Consider the following 19527-nt stretch of genomic DNA (forward strand, 5'->3'; position numbering starts at 1 on the left):
ATTCTATTCGTAATGTACAACACAAGTTTTGGATAATCAGACTGATATGGGACATCTAACTTAGAATAATTATAAAGAATATTTTTTGAAAAATTTTGTGGATAACTTTTCTTACAATTTCGGGAACTTTTAACATAAAAATAATTTTTAATCCCGATAATAAATTTGTAATTTTGCAGTCCTTTTCGAGGAACAGTTATAAAGGTTATAAAGTTTTATAGATAAAGAAATTTTTCAATATTAGTTATAGCTCAGTCCCAATTTTATAACTGCAAATGGTTAGTGAAAACAAAGAACTGAAAAGCAACTTTTTTCCCTAATTTTTAATTTAACAGAGACGGCGGGGAATCGTCTAATACTATCAAAAAAATAATGAAACCAGAAATTCACCCAAATTACAGACCAGTGGTATTCCACGATTTGTCTGCTGATTACAAGTTTTTAACACAATCTTGTGTTAATACAACTGAAACAACTGAATTTGAAGGCGAAACTTATCCAGTTTTCAAAATTGAAGTTTCTTCTCAATCACACCCTTTTTATACAGGTAAAAACGTATTACTTGATACTGCGGGTCGTGTTGATAAATTCTACAAGCGTTTCGGCGGTAAGAAAGAAGTTGCTGCTGAATAGTTTCTTCGTAAACTTGAATGTAGTTATACAACAAAAAAGCCTTCCAGAGAAATCTGAAAGGCTTTTTTTGTTGTACTTTTATTTTTGTGTGCTTAGTCTGATTCGTAGATTTCGCTACGAAATAGTTTCTTCGGTTATGTATTTACAAAGGAATATCAAATAGATTTCTTAATTTATAAAACCTTAGACATCGTTAATTAAACTCCTTATGAAATGAACTCTGTTTTATTAATAATTTTCACACGATATAAACCTAAATTCATTCAATCCGACAACAAAATATAATATGCTACAACACAATCAAAATAAACAGATTATTCCAATTGGTGGCAATGCGTGGACAAGTAATGGCGGAAAAATTACTGAAAACGGACTCACTGACTGGAATAATTCACAAATCGATTGCAAAATCTATTTCAAAATTGCTCAATCAGGAAAGCTAAATATATCAATATTGCTGAAACCCGAAGGAAATGAAAGTAAAATCTCAGTGAATATTGCGGGAAAAACCATTGAATTTTCAACCGAAGGAAATACTGAAAAAGAGTATTTTGTGGGACAATGGGATAATATTCAAAAAGGTTATGTTACAGTTGTGATTAAGGGGGTTTCAAAAACTGGGGCAACCTTTGGAACACTTACAAGTTTGACAGTTAGTGGAAATACCGTTAACAATGAACTTTCTTTTGTAAAAAGTAACAAAGATGATTTTTTTCATTGGGGACGCAGAGGTCCTTCAGTACATTTGAACTATTCTATTGATGCAATCGAAAATATTGAATGGTTTTATAATGAGGTCACCGTTCCAGAGGAAAATGACATTATTGGTTCGTATTTTATGGCAAATGGTTTTGAGGAGGGATATTTTGGGATGCAGGTGAATTCTGACCAAGAGAGACGAATATTATTTTCTATTTGGAGCCCATTCAAAACAGATGACCCTACAACCATTCCACAAGAGCAAAAAATATTGTTGCTAAAAAAAGGTATGGATGTTTTCACAGGAGAATTTGGAAATGAAGGTTCAGGTGGACAAAGTTATTTGAAATATAACTGGAAGGCAGGCAATACCTATAAGTTCTTATTGCAAGGTAAACCAACGAATGATAATTGTACAATCTACACCGCCTATTTTTTTGCTCCCGAGGAAAACCAATGGCGAATAATTGCAAGTTTTAGTCGCCCAGAAACAACTACGTACTTAAAATGTTTACATTCGTTTCTTGAAAATTTTATGCCCGAAACGGGCAATAAAGAACGAATGGCATTCTACAATAATCAATGGGTCTTCAACACAAAAAATGGTTGGACAGAAATAAATCAAATTATTTTGACAGGTGATAATACTGCCCAAGAAAAATATCGCTTAGATTATGGCGGCGGTGAAAAAGAAGGCAAATTTTACTTACGAAATTGTGGTTTTTTTAATAGTAACACAAGGCTGAACTCACAATTTACCCGACCAGTCAATGGAAAATCTCCCGAGATTGATTTTTCAAAACTATCTTAAATTATTTAATAGGACTTATTTTGAAGGTTCCTTAGTTTAGTCGTAACGTCCCACTACAACTAAATCCTTTCAAGAAACATCAACATTAGAATAATTATGGCCTTTTAGATAACCCTAAAAGGCTTTCTTGTTGTAATTTTGTAGAAATATATTACCGATTAAAAAAATGAATTATATCCTTTTCGACGACTCAGCGATTCGTCCTGCTTTATTGCCCTTAACTTTCACTCGTCCTGTTAGTGAAATCCGTATTGGGATTCAGACGATTACTGAAAAATGGGAAGATTTTTTAAAAACTTCCGTTTCTTTTGCCACGCAAGATTATTTACAGATAAAATACCCAATCAGTATTTCTGATGATAATATTTTCATCAACGGAGCGGTTTGTCCAAATACTGAACTTGTGGAAGCTATCTCAAATTTGTCGGAGAATACTGTCCTTAAAAATGACGAAACAATTATTGCTTATCGAAGTAATCAATTAAATCCAGCAGCTTTTGAACAGGAAGTATCTTTTGATGGAAACATTGTCATCTTGAATCAATTAACTGATATTTTTAGCTACAACGGAGAGGAAATTAAAACCGATTTTGCCCGAATTACCAAAGGTAGAAAATCCCAACCCATCACCGACCGTTTTACGGCTTATTACAACGAATCTCAGATTTTTATCGAAGAAGGTGCTGACATCAAAGCTGCAGTTTTGGACGCTACCAATGGCTGTATTTATATAGGCAAAGACGTAAAAATTCAAGCGGGAGCAATGATTCAAGGACCTTTTGCCATTGGTGAGCATTCGGTGATAAATATGGGCGGAAAAATGCGACCAAACACAACGATTGGTCCTTTTTGTAAAGTTGGCGGAGAAATTAGTAATGCAGTCATGTTTGGCAATGCGAATAAAGGACACGACGGTTTTATGGGCAATGCTGTTATTGGAGAATGGTGTAATTGGGGTGCGGATACCAATAATTCTAACTTAAAAAATGATTATTCAAAAGTGGAATTATGGAGTTATGTAAGTAATAAATTTGAAAATACTGGTATCCAGTTTGCAGGACTTATCATGGGCGACCACTCAAAATGTGGCATCAATACCATGTTTAATACTGGAACAGTTGTGGGCGTAAATTGTAATATTTTTGGTGGTGGTTATCAACCACGCCACATTCCATCATTTTCGTGGAGTGCAGGTACAGAGGAATTTAAAACGTACCATCTTCGGAAAGCCAATCAAGTAGCCAGAGCCGTTTTAGAACGTCGTGGAAAGGTTTTTGATGAAGTTGAAGAAAATATCATGAAAGCCGTTTTTGAACAAACAAGATAAGTCAATAGACGGTTATTGGAAATTGGTTATTAGTTGATTAAGTCTTGGAAAGATATTAAAATGCTATTTTCGACCTTTCGGTAATTAGTTTGTATTGCAATTCTTTATCTTCCTTTCTTTCGCAAATCGCTTTTCGCTTAGTAAATTACAGTCCAAAATAAATAAGCAAGTTTCGCTTATTTATTTTGGACTTACTTATTGGAAAAGTTTAGCTCATGCAGACCAATCAACCAATAACTAATTTCCGATAACGACGTATAAATAATGCTATTTAAAGATATTCCTGGCTTAGCGGCTCTTAAAAATACCTTAATCCATTCTGTTGAAGCAAATCACGTGGCTCATGCTCAGTTGTTTCATGGCGGGGTGGGAAGTGCCAATTTGGCTTTGGCGTGGGCATACTCAACTTATATCAACTGTGAGGATAGGGAGGAAGCAGATGCTTGCGGGCGTTGTGCCTCATGCGTGAAGATGGCAAAAATGGTTCACCCCGATATTCACCATATTTTTCCAACACCCAGTGCCAAAGAAACCATTTTAGAATTATTACCCACTTGGCGAAAATTTTTGATTGAAAGTCCGTACCGAAGTTTGACCGATTGGTTGGAATTTACGGGCGTAACGGGTAACAAACAGGGAATTATTCCGATAAAAGAGGGTCATAATATCATTGAAAAAATCTCGCTGAAAGCTTTTGAAGCGGAATATAAAATCCTAATTATTTGGCAACCAGAATTAATGAATATTGAGTCGGCAAATTCATTGCTGAAAATTTTGGAAGAACCGCCAGCCAAAACGCTGTTTATTCTCGTATGTAATGACACCAATCGTTTATTAGCGACCATTTTGTCAAGAACACAAAGAATTGTCATTCCATCATTTACCGATGAAGACACGGTTAAATATCTCGCTGAAAAAGAAGGGATTGATACCGAAAGAGCCAAACAAATCGCTTATCTTTCCGAAGGAAATTTATCCAAAGCCGTAACATTAATTAATTATGAAGGCGAAGGAAAACACCAATGGTTTGCCAATTGGATGCGAATGACTTACAAACCAGACTTAGCAACTTTGGTAAAATTAGCCGATGAATTTGATGCTTTTCCGAAAGAATACCAAAAAGGAATGATGGAATACGCTCTTAATATTTTCAGAGATTTATTACTTTGGAAAAACGGAGCAGAAGCATTAGTGAGGCTTGAAGGCGAAGAATTAACTTTCGTACAAAACTTTTCAAAAGCCGTCAAAATTAACGCTATCGAACAGATTGTCAACGAATTAAGTCAAACATATTATTATTTAGAACGCAACGGAAGAGCTAAGATTTTACATCTGGATTTGTCGCTCAACATTGCACGATTATTCAAGAAATGAGTGTAATTAAATTAGGAACAAGAGGCTCGAAATTAGCCCTTTGGCAAGCATATTTTATCAAAGAAACCTTAGAAAAAGGTGGCTTAGAAGTCGAAATCGTCATTATTAATACCAAAGGTGACCAAATTCTTGACCGTTCTCTTTCAAAAATCGGCTCAAAAGGCGTTTTTACGGAAGAATTAGAAGAACAATTGCGTTCGGGAGCGATTGATATTGCTCAACATTCAGCCAAAGATTTACAATCTGAATTAGCCGATGATTTAGAACTTATCGCTTTTACAGAACGTGAAAAAGTTAATGACGTTTTGGTGAGTTTCGATAAAAGTTTATCCTTAGAAAGTGGTAAACCTTTCGTGGTGGGAACTTCCTCAACTCGTCGAGTAGCGATGTTGAAGCATTTTTACCCGCACATCAAAACCGTTGATATGCGTGGAAATCTCCAAACTCGTATGGGCAAACTTGAAAGTGGCGTGTGCGATGCCCTTTTGCTTGCGTATGCGGGCGTGCATCGTATGGGCTATATGGAACACGTTGCGGAGTTGATTCCTACCGAAAAATTTACCCCTGCGGTTGGACAAGGTTCGGTGGCTTTGGAATGTGCAGTTTCTTTAGACCCTGAGAAAAAAGCTAAAATCAGAGAACTTTGTAATCATCTCGAAACGGAGCAACAATTATTGGCTGAGCGTGCCTTTTTGAAGCGTCTGCAAGGTGGTTGTAGCATTCCTGTTTTTGGATTAGCAGTTAGCAGTAAACAGTTAGCAGTAAACAGTGAGCAGTTAGCAGTAAACAGTAAACAGTTAGCAGTAAACAGTGAGCAGTTAGCAGTAAACAGTAAACAATTAACAGTAAACAGTGAGCAGTTAGCAGTAAACAGTGAAGTTACTGCTAAAAATAGCTCAAATCTGATTACTGATAACTGTTCACTGTTAACTGTAACAGGTGGCATTGTTAGTTTGGATGGTTCTGAAATTTTGAAAGAAACTGTTTCTGGTAATAATCCACTTGAATTGGGCGAAGCATTGGCTGAGAAAATTTTAAGTTTGGGCGGAGACAAAATGTTAGCAGAGATTAAAGCCAATCTATAAAATGGACAAAGAAGCAGTTTTCAAAAAACTTCGATTCGATGCCAATAAAACCGCATTAATTCTGAATGCTCCACAAAATTATATTGACCTTTTAGAAGGCATTTCGTTTGATTCATCGCCAAAAGAAAATACGGAATATGATTTTATACAAATATTTGGTTATCAACAAGATGAATTAGAAAATCTTGTAAAATCGGTTGGCCATTTCAGAAAATATGATGGCTTATTTTGGGCTTGTTATCCTAAAGGAACAGGCAAAATCAAAAGTAACATTAAACGTGAAACTGTCTGGTCTGCCTTAGCTTTAATTGGTTTGGACACGGTAACTCAAATTGCTATTGATGAAACTTGGAGTGCTTTAAGAGCAAGACCAAGCGAAATGGTGGGGAAATAAATTCATAATAATATTATGAATATTGCTACAAATAATTTCACAAAAATAAATCTAAATAAAACAATGCAAAAAACGTACTTATCAACTCTACTCTTCTTACTATTTGTATCACTTAGTTCAAACCTCGCTTCTTACGGACAATGTACAATCACTGACTCGAAAGGTTGTGAAAAGACAATTTATAAAGTTGATGTCAATAAGAATACAACAGAAATTTTATTTGATTCTTGTGGAAAAACACCCAATGTGATAAAATTCACTTACAATTCTCAAAAACAATGTACTGGAATTTCTATGCCTGAAGGAACTACTAAATTCACGTTTGACATCAATAAAAAATTGGTTAAAGCTGATTTGAATGCCGGTGGTACACCAATAGTGAATACTTACCAATATTTGGGAAAAAATCTCAATAAGATTATTTCTAAAATTAATATGGGTGGGATGAAATTGGATATAACTACTAAATACACATATTCGGGTGACAATATCACAAGAATAGAAGTTTCGGAAAACTTGACCAATAAAAAAGAAATTGTAGTAGATTCAGTTACTTATATGAATGACTATAAAAAAAGTAATTGGGATAATAATACACAAGGAATCAAAGATTTATCATTAGGATTTTATGTAGGAATGGGAGCTTTCGAATCATTACTAACAGCCACGCCTAAACCAGTAAAATCATTTTATCTCAGCGACCAAAAATTTTGCGAATCACTTATAAAGGTTGAGTACGAATATGAGTATGAAGGAACAATGCCTGAGCCTATTTCTATGGTTCAGAAAAAAACTTGTAATGGTGAAACCAAGATAGAGAAACATTTAATTTCGGTAGATTGTAAGTAATCAAATAATCACTATATTTATCGAAATAATTATAAAATTCATCATGGCACTAAATATCCCAAGACAAGCTAATCTTCCCAATCCAAATGATGCCCAAGCAGGTGCATCGTCTGTAATTACTAAAATTAAGGAGCTTTTTGTAAGTCCGCTGACAGTTACAATTATTTCTTTAGCCTTTATTTTAGGCTACTTTGGAGACTGGTGGACAGTGGCAATTGCGGCATTTATTGGTGGGGCAATGTTCGCTAAATCAAGTGGAGAAGCATTTGCAAAAGGTACGGCAGCTATTTCAACGCTTTGGTTATTAGCAACTTGGTATCATCATTTTACTACGCAAGGAATTCTCTCTAATAAAATTGCCCAAATTTTACCCGTTGGTGGCAACGTTGGAATTTTGATTACTACAACGGTTTTCATTGGTGGACTTGTAGGTGGTTGGGGAGCAATGAGTGGTTTTTTAGTCAGAAATTTGTTTAGAAAATAGATTATCGAAAGAACTTAATTTACCATGTAAAATGTCCTTGATTCAATAGTTGAATTCAGGGACATTTTTTTATTTTTATGTAAATTGAGAATTCGTCAAGCCAATACAATTATGCCATTAGAAATCGAAAAGAAATATTTAGTAAAACACGACCTTTGGAATGCCCTTGCCAAACCCAAAGGCGAATATTACCGTCAAGGATATATCACGAGTGATGTCAAAAAAACGGTTCGGGTGCGAGCAACTGAAAATCATGGGTATATCACCATTAAAGGAAAAACGGATAATCCTGCCATAAAACCCGAATATGAATATCAAATTCCGAAGGCTGAGGCGATTGAATTATTAGATGGTTTTACGGAAAATAACATCGAAAAAACTCGTTATAAGATTGATTTTGAAGGAAAAGCATGGGAAATTGATGTTTTTCACGGAGCAAACGAAGGGCTAATTGTAGCCGAAATCGAACTTTTAGACATTAACGAGGCTTATCAAATCCCCGAATGGATTGACCAAGAAGTTACTCACGAAGACAAATATTTTAACGCCAGCCTTTCCAAATTTCCGTTTAAAGATTGGAAGTGAGTGATAGCACGCAGATGACGCAGATTTCCAATCGCAGATAATCGCAGATTTATTAAAAAAATCCGTAAAATCTGCGTTAGTATATCTGTGTCATCTGCGTGCTATCACTCACTAAATCACCATTCACTAAATCACAATTACCCCCTCCTCATGTCAAATTTAGATAATATAGATTTACAGATTTTGAAGTTTCTTCAAGAAGATGCTTTGATGACCAATAAAGAAATTGCGTCGAGGCTCAATATGACCCCTACGCCTATTCACGAGCGTATCAAGCGACTGGAAAAAGATAAAGTCATTGAGAAATACACTGCCATTCTGAACAAGTCGAAGCTTGGGAAAAGTTTAGTGGTTTTGGTTGATGTAACGCTTAAAGAACACGCTGCGATATTTTTGGAGCAATTTGAGCGTGATGTTTTACTACTGCCCGAAGTGGTGGAATGTTACTGTATTTCGGGAGGTTCAGATTTTTTACTGAAAGTTTTGGTAAAAGATATGGATGAATATCGGCATTTTATCCTCCAAAAATTAGCCACAATTTCTAATATTGGCAATGCTCAAAGTCGCTTTGTAGTCAACGAAATAAAAAGCCAAACACCCGTTCCGATTGAGATTTAGGAAGTAATGAGTTAAGAAGAAATAAGTAATGGGGAAAATGGGTTAAGAGAGAGTTGGAGAATCGGTAAAAAAAATGGAGGTAAGAGAAATGGCGTAGGGATAAAATTCCCAATCTCCATTTCTATTGCCTCCATTCTACTTCCTATTCTTCCTTAACCCTTCCCTCATTTCCCCCTTCCTCATTTCCCATTCCTCATTTCCCATTCCTCATTTCCCCATTCCTCATTTCCCCTTCCTCATTTCCCATTCCTCATTTCTCATTTCCCCATTCCTCCTTAACTCTACTTAACCGCAGGCGGTGGCGTTGTTTTTTTGCCAAAAATTGACAAATTTACGTAGCGTTTTGGAGCTAAGCGAAAGTCAATCAAGAGTTTATCTAAATCCGCCAAAGAACGATTGATATTTGAATAAAGCGAATCGTCTTTCAATAATTTACCCACAGAACCTTGTCCCGACTCAATTCCTGCCATAATTCTCTGTAAACCCTCTAACGATTGTTGAGTGGTTGCCAATGCCTTACTAACTTTCAAAGCATTCAATGAATCAGCAATTGAGCTAAATTTACCGATAAGCGGTTTTAGGCTTTTTTCTGTTTCAATCAAATTACCCGAAAGTGCCTTCATATTAGCGGTAATTCCTGCTAAATTATTTCTATTTTCGGCAATAGTTGTGTTTAATGATGCTCCTAAACCAGTAACTGTTCTATCTGAATTTCTGACTAAATTATTCACTGAAGTACCCGTAGCTTCAAAACTTTTTGAGACAATTCTCAATGAAAGGGTCAATGAATCTAAGTTATGAATCAGCGGAAGTGCTTGTTCTTTCAATAAATCGGTAATTCCTGTTTCGCTTTTCGGTAATAGTTTTCCGCCATTTTCAACCAGTTTGCTACCTTTACCCATTTGTAATCTTACCAATTTTCCACCCAATAAACCGTCTGATGAAAGAATTGCTTGTGTGCCTTCTGGCAGTGGTAAATCTTTACGAATAGAAAGGGTAACTCGTACTTTATTTCCTTCAATTAGTTCTACGGTTTTTACTTGTCCCACTTTCATTCCACTTAAAGATACTTGATTAGCGGCAGTTAATCCTTCAACATTATCATAAACAACGATGTATTTATTTTCAGGGGAAAAGAAGTCTTTTCCTTTCAAAAAATTGAATCCTAAGTATAAAATTACAAATGTACTGAGGGCTAAAACACCCACTTTAGTTTCTTTAGAGATAGTCATATTTTCAGTGAGCAGTTAACAGTAAACAGTTGTCAGCTATCTGAATTTACAGTTTAATGAAACTTAAAATTTGATTACTGGTAACTGTTCACTGATAACTGTATTAGTTTTCAATTTCTTCTTTATACAATTTAAAGGCTTTAAAAACAGCCTGTGCTACTTCCTCTTGTCCTTCTTTTGAGGCTAAATATTTTTCTTCTTTGTCATTGGTCAAAAAACCTGCTTCTATTAATACACTTGGCATGGCGGTTTCCCAAAGAACTAAGAAGCCTGCTTGTTTAACACCAAAACTGGTACGATTAGTTTGTTTTTTGAATTGACGCTCTACTTTTTGGGCTAATTTAATGCTATTCATCATAAAAGTATTCTGATAGTTAGCCATCATAATATGTGCCAAAGGTGAGTTGGGATTGAAGCCATTATAGGTTTTCTTATAATCGGTTTCTTGCAAAATTACAGAGTTTTCCCGCTTGGCAACGTCCAAATTCTCACTCGTTTTATGTAACCCCATTGTGTAAGTTTCCGTTCCTGCAAATTTAGAAGATGGATGAGAATTACAATGAATGGAAATAAACAAATCAGCTTTATTACGATTGGCAATTGCCGAACGTTCATGCAAATTAACGAAAACATCCTTCATTCGGGTATATAGCACTCGCATATCGGGATATTCTTCTTTTATTTTTGCCCCTAATTCTAAAACAATTTTCAAAGCAACCTTTGATTCATTGTTCTTTGAGCCATGACAACCAGGGTCTTTTCCACCATGTCCAGCATCGAGGACAATCGTTTTAAGTCGAGTTCTTACTGATGTCAGCGGTGCATCAATATCCAGACTTTTGCTTGAGTCTTGAAGATTTGTAAAGCTTGCAAATCCACAAAATGTAGCAATTAATAAAAGACCTTTAACAAAGTTTAACATTATTTTTGAGTGGGTACGTTATCTTGAATAAGTAATGACTTAATTTTGTAGTTATTAAAATAGCTATAAGCTTTTTAAAGCGTGCGTATGACTTAAAGTATATAGTCTAAGGCATTTCCCCACAAAGATAAAATTTAAAGACTTCTGAAAAAAGAACTTCACATATTGAGTATCGTAATTAGCTTACTTTTAGGGCTTTTAAGTAATAATTACACCTCAGCACAGCGTGTTGCAAGCGGTACGTTTAATAGAAATTCAAAAAAAATTACGACAGCTATCCCAAAACGAGATACTATCAGGGCTGATAGTATCACAAAAGCCGTTCCTGACTCTCTGAAAAAGAACAACGATTTGCAAACTACGGTGGTATATTCTGCTAAAGATTCTACCATTATGGATACTCAAAACCAAATAGTTTTGTTGTATGGAGATGCCACCGTTACGTATGGAGATGTTGTTTTGGAAGCTGATTTCATTAAACTAAATTGGGATAAAAACGAGGTTTTTGCCACTGGAACGAAAGATTCTTTGACCAACAAGATTAAAGGAAAACCCGTTTTTAAACAAGGAGGCGAACCTTACGATGCCGATGAGATTAAGTACAATTTTAAATCTCGGAAAGCTATTATCAAAGGACTTATCACCAAACAAGGCGATGCTTATGTACAAGGCGTAAGCGTAAAGAAAGATAATGAGGATAATTTGTATATCCGTAATGCCGTTTATACCACTTGTAATTTGGCTCATCCTCACTATAACATTAGAGCTTCTAAAATCAAAATGGTGGGTAAAAAAGAGATTGTTTCGGGTCCTTTCCATTTTGAGTTGAACGAATTGCCTTTACCAATTGGTCTGCCGTTTGGATTTTTCCCTTATAAACCACCGCAAGAAAACGGAACTTCTGGTATTATTATGCCAAATTACGGTGAAGAACCGCTTGGACGTGGTTTTTTCCTTCGTGAAGGAGGTTATTATTTTGCCATTAACGAAAATATTGGTTTACGTTTAACGGGTGAAATTTACTCAAAAGGTAGCTTCGGGATTACCGCAAATTCTCAATATGTAAAACGTTATCGTTATGGAGGTTCATTTAATTTAACTTTCCGTGAAAGTAATAACGGTTTAGAAATCGGACGTGAGTACAGAAATGACTTTGGCATTCAATGGTCGCACTCGCCACAAAGTAGAGGAAATTCGAGTTTTTCGGCATCGGTAAATGCCCAAAGTAACTCAAATGCTCAGTTTAACAGTTTAACGTCGTCCAATTATATCTCAACGGCTTTAAACTCTTCTATTCAATATTCTAAAAATTTCGGACAAAATATCCGTACCAGTGTTAGTTTACAAGCCGACCAAAACACGATAACTAAAGCGGTTAATGTCAATAATAACTTTTCATTTGGTTTAAATCAATTTCAACCTTTCAAAAAGAAAAATGCCGTTACTGAAAAATTCTGGGATGGTTTCCGTTTTGGGTTAGATTTCAACGGTTCAATCGGTATAACCAATCAAGTGGCATTGAATAACCGTGCTTATAATAGTTTACCGTACAATGTAAACCGCCAAAAAGATACTACCGACACAGACCCAAATAAACCATTAATCGTTGACCCACGTGATGCGGCAAGTCAAACGGCAAACTTAGCTCGTGATGGCGTTATTCCATTTGAACTTAGTGGTGAGAATTGGCGAACAATTAAAGAAAATGCCAACTTTAAAATGACCTATTCAATTCCTTTGGCTTTGCCCAATATTAAAATAGGAAAATACATCAACTTGACTCCAGGCATGAGTCTTTCGGGAAATGTTTATAAACGTAAATACAATTATAAATTCCTTAAACCTGGTGAAAGTTATGTAAATAGCAAAAATCAAACGGTTACATTTCGACCTTATGCCAGCGATACTTTAGCTCAAAATGGTGTTGTTGATATTGATACCGTGAGTAGTCCAAGTGCCGATTATCAGTATTCGTTTTCAATGAGCATGAATACCCGCTTGTACGGAACGTTGAATTTTAATAAAGGACGATTGAAGGGAATTAGACACATTATGACTCCTTCAATCAGTATGAATTATACGCCTGATTTTACCGACCCTTCATTTGGTTTTTATCAGGAAGTTCAAGTCAGTACCAAAGGAACGGATGTCAGAACAATCAATGGGCAACAAGTAACAGGTTCTTTCCGTAGAATATCGTCTTTTGACCCACGCCAAACCAATTATGGTGTACAGTCGGGAGGTATAAATTTCAGTCTGTCTAACACCTTAGAAGCGAAAGTGAGAGCGAAATCTGATACTGCTCAAAAGGAATTTGAAAAAGTTACGCTGATTGACAATTTTGCTTTATCAACGAGCTACAACTTTTTTGTTGAGCAATTCAAATTAGCCCCCATTTCATTTTCGGCAACATCAAGAGTAAAGAAATTTGATATTAATTTAAACGGTACATTTGACCCTTATAAATATGAACAAGATGGTTCTTCGTTAGTTGGAACTCGTTTAGACGAATATACTGCTCCGAGTTTAGCAAACTTAGGCTTTTCAATTGGTAAGAGTTTTCAGCCTGGAAAAGCTCAACAACCTAAAAAGAGCAATAACTCAGATATTCCTGAAGACCAAGTTAATCAGGTTAACAGAAATATCAACGACTACGTAGATTGGTCTGTGCCGTGGACTTTCCAGTTTAGTTATCAATACAATTACAGTAAATTAGGCTTTGCTCCTGCCGTAATTGTGAGTGCTGCAACCTTTAACGGAAGCTTGAAATTGACTGAAAAATGGGACTTAAAAGTACAGTCGGGTTATGACTTTGTGAATAAAGGAATTTCACTGACCAATATTCAAGTTCACCGAGATTTACACTGTTGGGAAGCCGCCTTCAACTGGACACCTGCCGCCAGCCCATATTACGGACGTGCCAGTAGTTATTCATTTGAAATCAGAGTAAAATCTGCTTTATTACAAGAACTTAAATTATCAAGAAGACGTACTTTCTACGATAGAGGAGGCTTTTAATAAAGGGTAATTGGTTTATTGGAAATTAGTTATTGGTGAATTGTACAATGGTAATAAGTGATTTATAGTTCAGATTTTTCACCTTTTAAAAGTTGAAAACCTTGAGTTTCAAATATAATGTAAGCCAGATAATGGTAAAAATAAAAGGTTAAGAAGTTGAAACATTTGCCTCAACTTCTTAACCCTTTAACTTTTGTAAATCTTTAACTTCATTCATTACTTAATTGGTACAGTAACCTGCGTATTATCCCAAGCTAAAATCATATCTGCACCACCGCCTGTTTGCTCCGAAAAATCAATTTTAAATTGTTCTAAAGCATTTTCAGTTTGTATAGCAGGAGCTGGAACTGTCAATACGTTCTTTTTCTCATCATAAGAAAGTCCCCATTGTCCAACTTCTTGATTAATAATAATCGTCCAATTATCTTTTTGTGGAATGGTAAAAAGCGTATAAGTTCCTGCTTTAAGTGGTTGCCCTGCAATTTGTACATCTTTTGAAAACTTAACCACCGTTGCTTCGTTTGCTCCTGTACGCCACCATTTTCCGTAAGGAACAAGTGCTTTATCTGCTTCTTCGCCAAAAATTTTACGTCCTTTTTTTGAAGGCTGGCAATAATCTACCGTAATTCTTAAACCATTATTATCAAATTCTGCGGTAGATGATGGGCTGAAAGATTTTGTATAATAGAATCTAATAAAAACAAAAACAGAGGCTAATACTGCCAAAATAATGAGTATAATTCTTAAAATTTTCATTGGTTATCATTCCTTCTCACCCGCAGAAGGACTTTTGGTTAGTTGAGAGACATTGGGTATGTTTGTAAAAATACGTAAGTTTATTTTACGTTCAAAATTAAAAGTAAGAACGGAAAATCAGTATTTTACTTGAATACCGTGATAATATTCTTGAGCTTCATAGTCTTTACGTAGTGGATATCCGACCCAATCTTCAGGCAGTAAAATTCTACGTAAATCTGGGTGATTGGTAAAGGTAATTCCTAATAAATCAAAGGCTTCTCGTTCGTGCCAATCGGCAGTTTTCCAAATATGACTCACCGTTGGCACTTGCGGTAACGGTTCATTTTCCTGATTTCTCGGAAAAACTACTTTCAGCATTAATGAGTTTTCGAAAGGAATTGAGTAGAGATTATAGACAATCTCCATCGTGCCTTTTTCCACACCATTATCCAAGCCTGTCAAGCAGGAAAGCATATCAAAATAACATTCTTCATGGGTATGTAAAAGTGTACAAACCTCAGCAATACGCTCAGTTTGAACGGTAATGGACTGTTGGTCTGACTGAAGCATAATCTCTTCTCCAAGAGATTGGGCTATGATATTTGTAAATTTTTGTATCAATGTTAGATAAATGAATTTGATTGATTTTTCTTTGGACTTAATACTTGGGACTTATTACTCCCTAAACAACCGCAAAATCGGGCTTTTGATTTCTTGCTTCTTCCTCTTCCATTTCCAATAAAGCTTTTGGAGCGACTAAACTTTCGTTTCTTATTTTTTCTTGTAATTTCAAAAATCCACCAATCAGAGCTTCTGGGCGTGGTGGGCAACCTGGTACATATACATCTACGGGAATGATTCGGTCAACGCCTTTTACTACGTGATAACCATGCTCCCAATAAGGTCCTCCACAATTTGAACAACTTCCCATCGAAATCACATAACGTGGCTCTGGCATTTGTTCGTAAAGACGACGAATACGGTCTGCCATTTTGAAAGTTACCGTTCCCGCCACAATCATCACGTCCGACTGTCGAGGTGAAGGTCTTGGAAATACCCCAAAACGGTCTAAATCATAACCAGATGCCATTGTTTGCATCATTTCTATGGCACAACACGCCAAACCAAAACCCATTGGCCAGAGCGAACTAAGTCTTGCCCAATTGATGAGGTCATCTACTTTGGTGATTACTACGCCACCTTCATTAAATTGTTGGTCTAATAAACCTTGCATATCTTTTTGTTTAGAGGTTTTAGTGGTTAGGTTTTAGGTGTCAGGTACTATAACCTAAAACCTAACCACTAAAACCTCAATATCATCTAACTATGGTAACATATCCAGTCAGCGTTGGTACGTCTGGACTTGGTTTTATTACGTAAAAATAAGCTCCTGCGGGTAATCTGGCTCCGTCTTGAATACCATCAAATGGACGTGTTTGATAAGACCCAGAACCAATTGAGTAAAAAATTTCACTCCCCCATCTATTATAAATTTTCACTTCAATATCTGGATAATCGTTAAACTCTCGGTTATTCTCCATAATTACCCAAGTGTCATTAAAAGTATCACTATTAGGCGTAAAAGCTGTTGGAATTTTCAACTTTGCACGAACCGTAATCGTAATATCAGCCGTAGCAGAACATCCACTTGGCGATGATACTTTTATGACATAAGGAGTTGTCTCATCTGGATTCGCCGAAGGCTGAATTACATTTGGATTACTCAACTTAGTGGCGGGTGTCCATTGATACGTAAATTGTGGACCTGTACTTCCAACGGCTTTAAGCCTTACGGTATCACCTCTAAAAATAGTAATGTCATTTCCCAACTTTATTGACGGTGTTAAATCTACCACAATTGTTTGTGAAGCATCTCGTGTACATCCTGCTGGGGTTGTGTAGGTATATGTTATTGGAAATGACCCATAACCCGAAGCGGTTGGGTCAAACTCATAGCCGTTTTTAATACCTCTTCCCGTAAAGACTCCCTCAGCAGAAACATAAGTTGGCGTTACATAATTCCGCAAATCTATTTTACTTGATTTAGTATTACAAATCGCTGCAACAGGAGCAAAGGTTGGCGTTGGATTTGGGTTTACCGTAATAGTAGCCTGCACAGGAGCAAAATCAAAACAATCTGGATTTTTTGTACTTTCGGCTCTCAAACCATAAGTTCCAGAAGTAGTCACGTCTAAATCTACTCCATTCTTTATGTCTAAGCTATTTTTTACCCAAAAATAATTAACATCCGTTTCTACGGGGTCAGCCTGTAATTTGACTACGTCACCATCACAAATAGATATTTTTCCAGTCGTATTCAGAATACTTGGTGAAGGCGAGGGCGTAACCACCACTTCTTTAAATGCCTCGTAAGTACATTGAGGAGCAGCAAATTGTGTAACTTTTACGGAATATTTCCCCCCAACAGAAATTTGGGTAAATTGACCAAAAACGCCACTCATCAATACACCATTATTAAACCACTCTCTTCTGAAACCACTCAATGCAGAACCCGAAGAGTTTTGTGTAATTGTTAAAACTACTGGCACATTTCCGCTACAAATGGTACTATCTGGAATGGAAAGTTGCACGTTTTCCCCTGCTTGTGGATTCACTTGTGTATCCGCAGAAGTTCCTGTACCTACACAAGTGGTACTTCTGCGAGTAACTGTGTAAGTTCCTGCATCAGCATAGTTAACTCTTATCTGATTGGTTGTTGCACTTGATATAACCGTCCCATTCTTTTTCCACTCGTAAGTAAAGGCCGCATTATAGGGTGTTTCTAAAATTCTGTATGAACCCTCACAAATCACAACAAATGGTAGATGGTTAGGACCTGTGCCTGCTAAATAAATTTTAGGGTCAGTTGGGGTGCAGTTTTCAACAATAATTTCAAAATCCATGCGATTTAAACCAATTGGAACTCCTCCTCTGGATTCCCTACATTCAATAACCACTAAATATTTACCTGTGGCAGTGGGTGTACCCGACAAAACTCCTGTACTACTCAAACTCACTCCACCTGGTATTGGACTTGTTGCCGAGAACCCAGCATTCCAAACAACAGGCTGATATGTGCTTCGAGGGTCAGGAATTCTTTGTTTTCCTACTACCGTTGATGTTCCAGGGGCAGAAATTGGATTTACTAAAGCATACGTCAAGGTATTTCCGTCAGTATCGCTTGCTCCCAAATCAATACTAAATGCGTTACCTCTACAAGCCACTAAACCTTTATTTAGTTTAAATACAGGGGATGAATTATCGGTCGTATTCAAAGCAGGAAATTCCAAATAAAAAGTCATGCCTTGTGTTGCATTGGCATTGGTCGTTACATTTCTGTTACCATCTTGCCAGACTAAATAATATCCTCCCGCATTGTTATACTGAGGTTTGTCTATTGTAATGTCCGTTGAGTAAACAATCTTGGTGGTTGATAAGGTAATTGAAGCGACACACTCAGCATTATCGTAAGGAAAATTATCCGTTTTTGATTCTAAATTTAACTGTATTGTCTCCTTCAATACATCTGTTAATGCTGTTGCTCCTTTTGAATAAATAGCAACCCTTATAAAGTTTTGATAAAGATTTGGAGAAGTTGCACCTGCCCCTTTATCAATATAAACTACCGTTTTTATATGGTAGGTACTTCCACTTTTATGAGTAAACTCAAGCGTTCCACCCATCACATTCTCAGCAAAAGCTTGAAAATTTAAGGAGAGAAAGAATAACAAAAAGAATAATTGATAATAATATTTTCTCATAAAAACTAAATCATGGGGTGTTCTCTTCTTTAAACGTAAGTATAAGCAGTTTTTCTATACGAAGTTAAGATTTTTTACCCAAAATCCATTTTACGGTATGATTCTCAAAACCAAAATATCATAGTCAAGAAGGGCATTTCTATTTAATAATAATTTTATTACTAAATAAATTCCAAAAAAATCTTGACAAATGTCAATATCTTTCATACTTTCAAAGTATAATTAATACCCATAATAATCATTTATAAAAATCTTTATCCTAAAAATGAAGTCACAGCTTAAAGATTTTTTCCGTCGTTTGGTAGATTTCTCTGATGAAGAATTGGAACAGGTGAAAGCCTTTTTTTATCCAAGAAAAATAAAAAAAGGTGAGTTTCTATGTGTTCCAGGAGATACTGCCCATGAAATTGGTTTTATTTTGACAGGAGCTTTTAGAATTTATTATTTAGTAGAAGGGAAAGAAAGTACACGTTTTTTGTGTTGTGAAAACATTTTCATTACTTCGTCACCAAGTTTTACTTCTCAAACGCCTTCCATTGAGTATGTTGAAGCATTAGAGAACGCAGAACTATTAATGCTCTCTTTTCAAGATTTGCAAGCTATGTATCAATTATCCCATAAGTGGGAACGCATGGTGAGGCTTTTAGCTGAATATTCTTACGTTGAGCAGCAACAGAGAATTTATTCATTAATTGCACATTCAGCACAAGAACGCTATGAAAGTTTGGTACAAAATCGTCCAGATTTAATTCAGCGAGTTCCTCAATATATCATTGCCAATTATTTAGGAATTTCACCCGAAACTCTGAGTCGTATCCGTAAGCATTAGAATAGTGACATTTACTAACAATCTTGTGCAACCAATTACATAAAAGTTGCAGTATTTATTGATAATAATCAATGTACAGGTGGATAAATCTTCCGAAATTTGTATTGTATTTAACCACTTTTTTATACATTTCAAGTACAACAGCTAAAATTTAGCGATTTTCAAGTG

The 19527-nt window shown here is 35.9% G+C and carries 18 protein-coding genes; 12 read left to right on the forward strand and 6 right to left on the reverse strand.

Going from position 1 to position 19527, the window contains the following annotated elements; all coding sequences use genetic code 11:
• Positions 1-372: 372 nt before the first annotated feature.
• The 10 genes from VB796_RS10230 (at position 373) to VB796_RS10275 (ending at position 8859) form a co-directional block, all read left to right on the forward strand.
• Complete coding sequence (locus tag VB796_RS10230) at positions 373-633, forward strand: type B 50S ribosomal protein L31 (RefSeq protein ID WP_323346438.1); 261 nt, start codon at positions 373-375, stop codon at positions 631-633.
• Between the two features lie 286 nt (positions 634-919).
• The gene (locus tag VB796_RS10235) at positions 920-2143 is read left to right on the forward strand and encodes a DUF3472 domain-containing protein (RefSeq protein ID WP_323346439.1); all 1224 of its coding nucleotides are present in this window, start codon (positions 920-922) and stop codon (positions 2141-2143) included.
• A gap of 166 nt (positions 2144-2309) precedes the next feature.
• Positions 2310-3470 (forward strand): GlmU family protein, encoded by a 1161-nt coding sequence (locus tag VB796_RS10240; RefSeq protein ID WP_323346440.1) that lies wholly within the window; start codon positions 2310-2312, stop codon positions 3468-3470.
• A gap of 264 nt (positions 3471-3734) precedes the next feature.
• Complete coding sequence (locus VB796_RS10245) at positions 3735-4844, forward strand: DNA polymerase III subunit delta (RefSeq protein WP_323346441.1); 1110 nt, start codon at positions 3735-3737, stop codon at positions 4842-4844.
• Complete coding sequence (gene hemC, locus VB796_RS10250; protein WP_323346442.1) at positions 4841-5929, forward strand: hydroxymethylbilane synthase; 1089 nt, start codon at positions 4841-4843, stop codon at positions 5927-5929. The genes VB796_RS10245 and hemC overlap by 4 nt, the downstream gene beginning before the upstream one ends.
• 1 nt (position 5930) lies before the next feature.
• Positions 5931-6323, forward strand: coding sequence for a hypothetical protein (locus VB796_RS10255; protein ID WP_323346443.1), 393 nt, complete (start codon positions 5931-5933; stop codon positions 6321-6323).
• 63 nt (positions 6324-6386) lie between these two features.
• Entirely contained in the window at positions 6387-7172 is a 786-nt protein-coding gene (locus VB796_RS10260; RefSeq protein WP_323346444.1) for a hypothetical protein, read from the forward strand.
• Positions 7173-7215: 43 nt separating this feature from the next.
• Entirely contained in the window at positions 7216-7656 is a 441-nt protein-coding gene (locus VB796_RS10265) for a hypothetical protein (RefSeq protein ID WP_323346445.1), read from the forward strand.
• Between the two features lie 111 nt (positions 7657-7767).
• The gene (locus VB796_RS10270) at positions 7768-8241 is read left to right on the forward strand and encodes a CYTH domain-containing protein (RefSeq protein ID WP_323346446.1); all 474 of its coding nucleotides are present in this window, start codon (positions 7768-7770) and stop codon (positions 8239-8241) included.
• A gap of 150 nt (positions 8242-8391) precedes the next feature.
• Positions 8392-8859 (forward strand): Lrp/AsnC family transcriptional regulator, encoded by a 468-nt coding sequence (locus VB796_RS10275; RefSeq protein ID WP_323346448.1) that lies wholly within the window; start codon positions 8392-8394, stop codon positions 8857-8859.
• A gap of 281 nt (positions 8860-9140) precedes the next feature.
• Here the strand turns inward: VB796_RS10275 and VB796_RS10280 are convergent, their stop codons facing one another.
• Together VB796_RS10280 and VB796_RS10285 are read right to left on the reverse strand one after the other, a co-directional pair.
• Positions 9141-10091, reverse strand: a complete 951-nt coding sequence (locus VB796_RS10280; RefSeq protein WP_323346449.1) for an MlaD family protein — start codon at positions 10089-10091, stop codon at positions 9141-9143.
• 103 nt (positions 10092-10194) lie between these two features.
• A complete protein-coding gene (locus VB796_RS10285; RefSeq protein WP_323346450.1) occupies positions 10195-11013 on the reverse strand; it encodes an N-acetylmuramoyl-L-alanine amidase in 819 nt (272 codons plus the stop codon).
• 165 nt (positions 11014-11178) lie between these two features.
• Here VB796_RS10285 and VB796_RS10290 point away from each other — a divergent pair, with 165 nt between their 5' ends.
• Positions 11179-14031: a putative LPS assembly protein LptD gene (locus VB796_RS10290; RefSeq protein WP_323346451.1), complete on the forward strand. Its 2853-nt coding sequence runs from the start codon at positions 11179-11181 to the stop codon at positions 14029-14031.
• Between the two features lie 216 nt (positions 14032-14247).
• Here VB796_RS10290 and VB796_RS10295 read toward each other — a convergent pair whose 3' ends face one another.
• The 4 genes from VB796_RS10295 to VB796_RS10310 form a co-directional block, all read right to left on the reverse strand.
• Complete coding sequence (locus VB796_RS10295; RefSeq protein ID WP_323346452.1) at positions 14248-14787, reverse strand: DUF2911 domain-containing protein; 540 nt, start codon at positions 14785-14787, stop codon at positions 14248-14250.
• Positions 14788-14904: 117 nt separating this feature from the next.
• The gene (locus VB796_RS10300) at positions 14905-15390 is read right to left on the reverse strand and encodes an NADH-quinone oxidoreductase subunit C (protein WP_323346453.1); all 486 of its coding nucleotides are present in this window, start codon (positions 15388-15390) and stop codon (positions 14905-14907) included.
• A 61-nt stretch (positions 15391-15451) separates the two neighbouring features.
• A complete protein-coding gene (gene nuoB, locus VB796_RS10305) occupies positions 15452-16003 on the reverse strand; it encodes an NADH-quinone oxidoreductase subunit NuoB (RefSeq protein WP_109742159.1) in 552 nt (183 codons plus the stop codon).
• An 82-nt stretch (positions 16004-16085) separates the two neighbouring features.
• The gene (locus VB796_RS10310; protein WP_323346454.1) at positions 16086-18530 is read right to left on the reverse strand and encodes a gliding motility-associated C-terminal domain-containing protein; all 2445 of its coding nucleotides are present in this window, start codon (positions 18528-18530) and stop codon (positions 16086-16088) included.
• Between the two features lie 265 nt (positions 18531-18795).
• On the opposite strand from VB796_RS10310, the gene VB796_RS10315 reads away from it, so the two are divergent.
• Entirely contained in the window at positions 18796-19359 is a 564-nt protein-coding gene (locus tag VB796_RS10315; RefSeq protein WP_323346455.1) for a Crp/Fnr family transcriptional regulator, read from the forward strand.
• Positions 19360-19527 lie beyond the last annotated feature (168 nt).

The sequence above is a fragment of the Arcicella sp. LKC2W genome, from assembly GCF_034931005.1.
Classification (GTDB): domain Bacteria; phylum Bacteroidota; class Bacteroidia; order Cytophagales; family Spirosomataceae; genus Arcicella.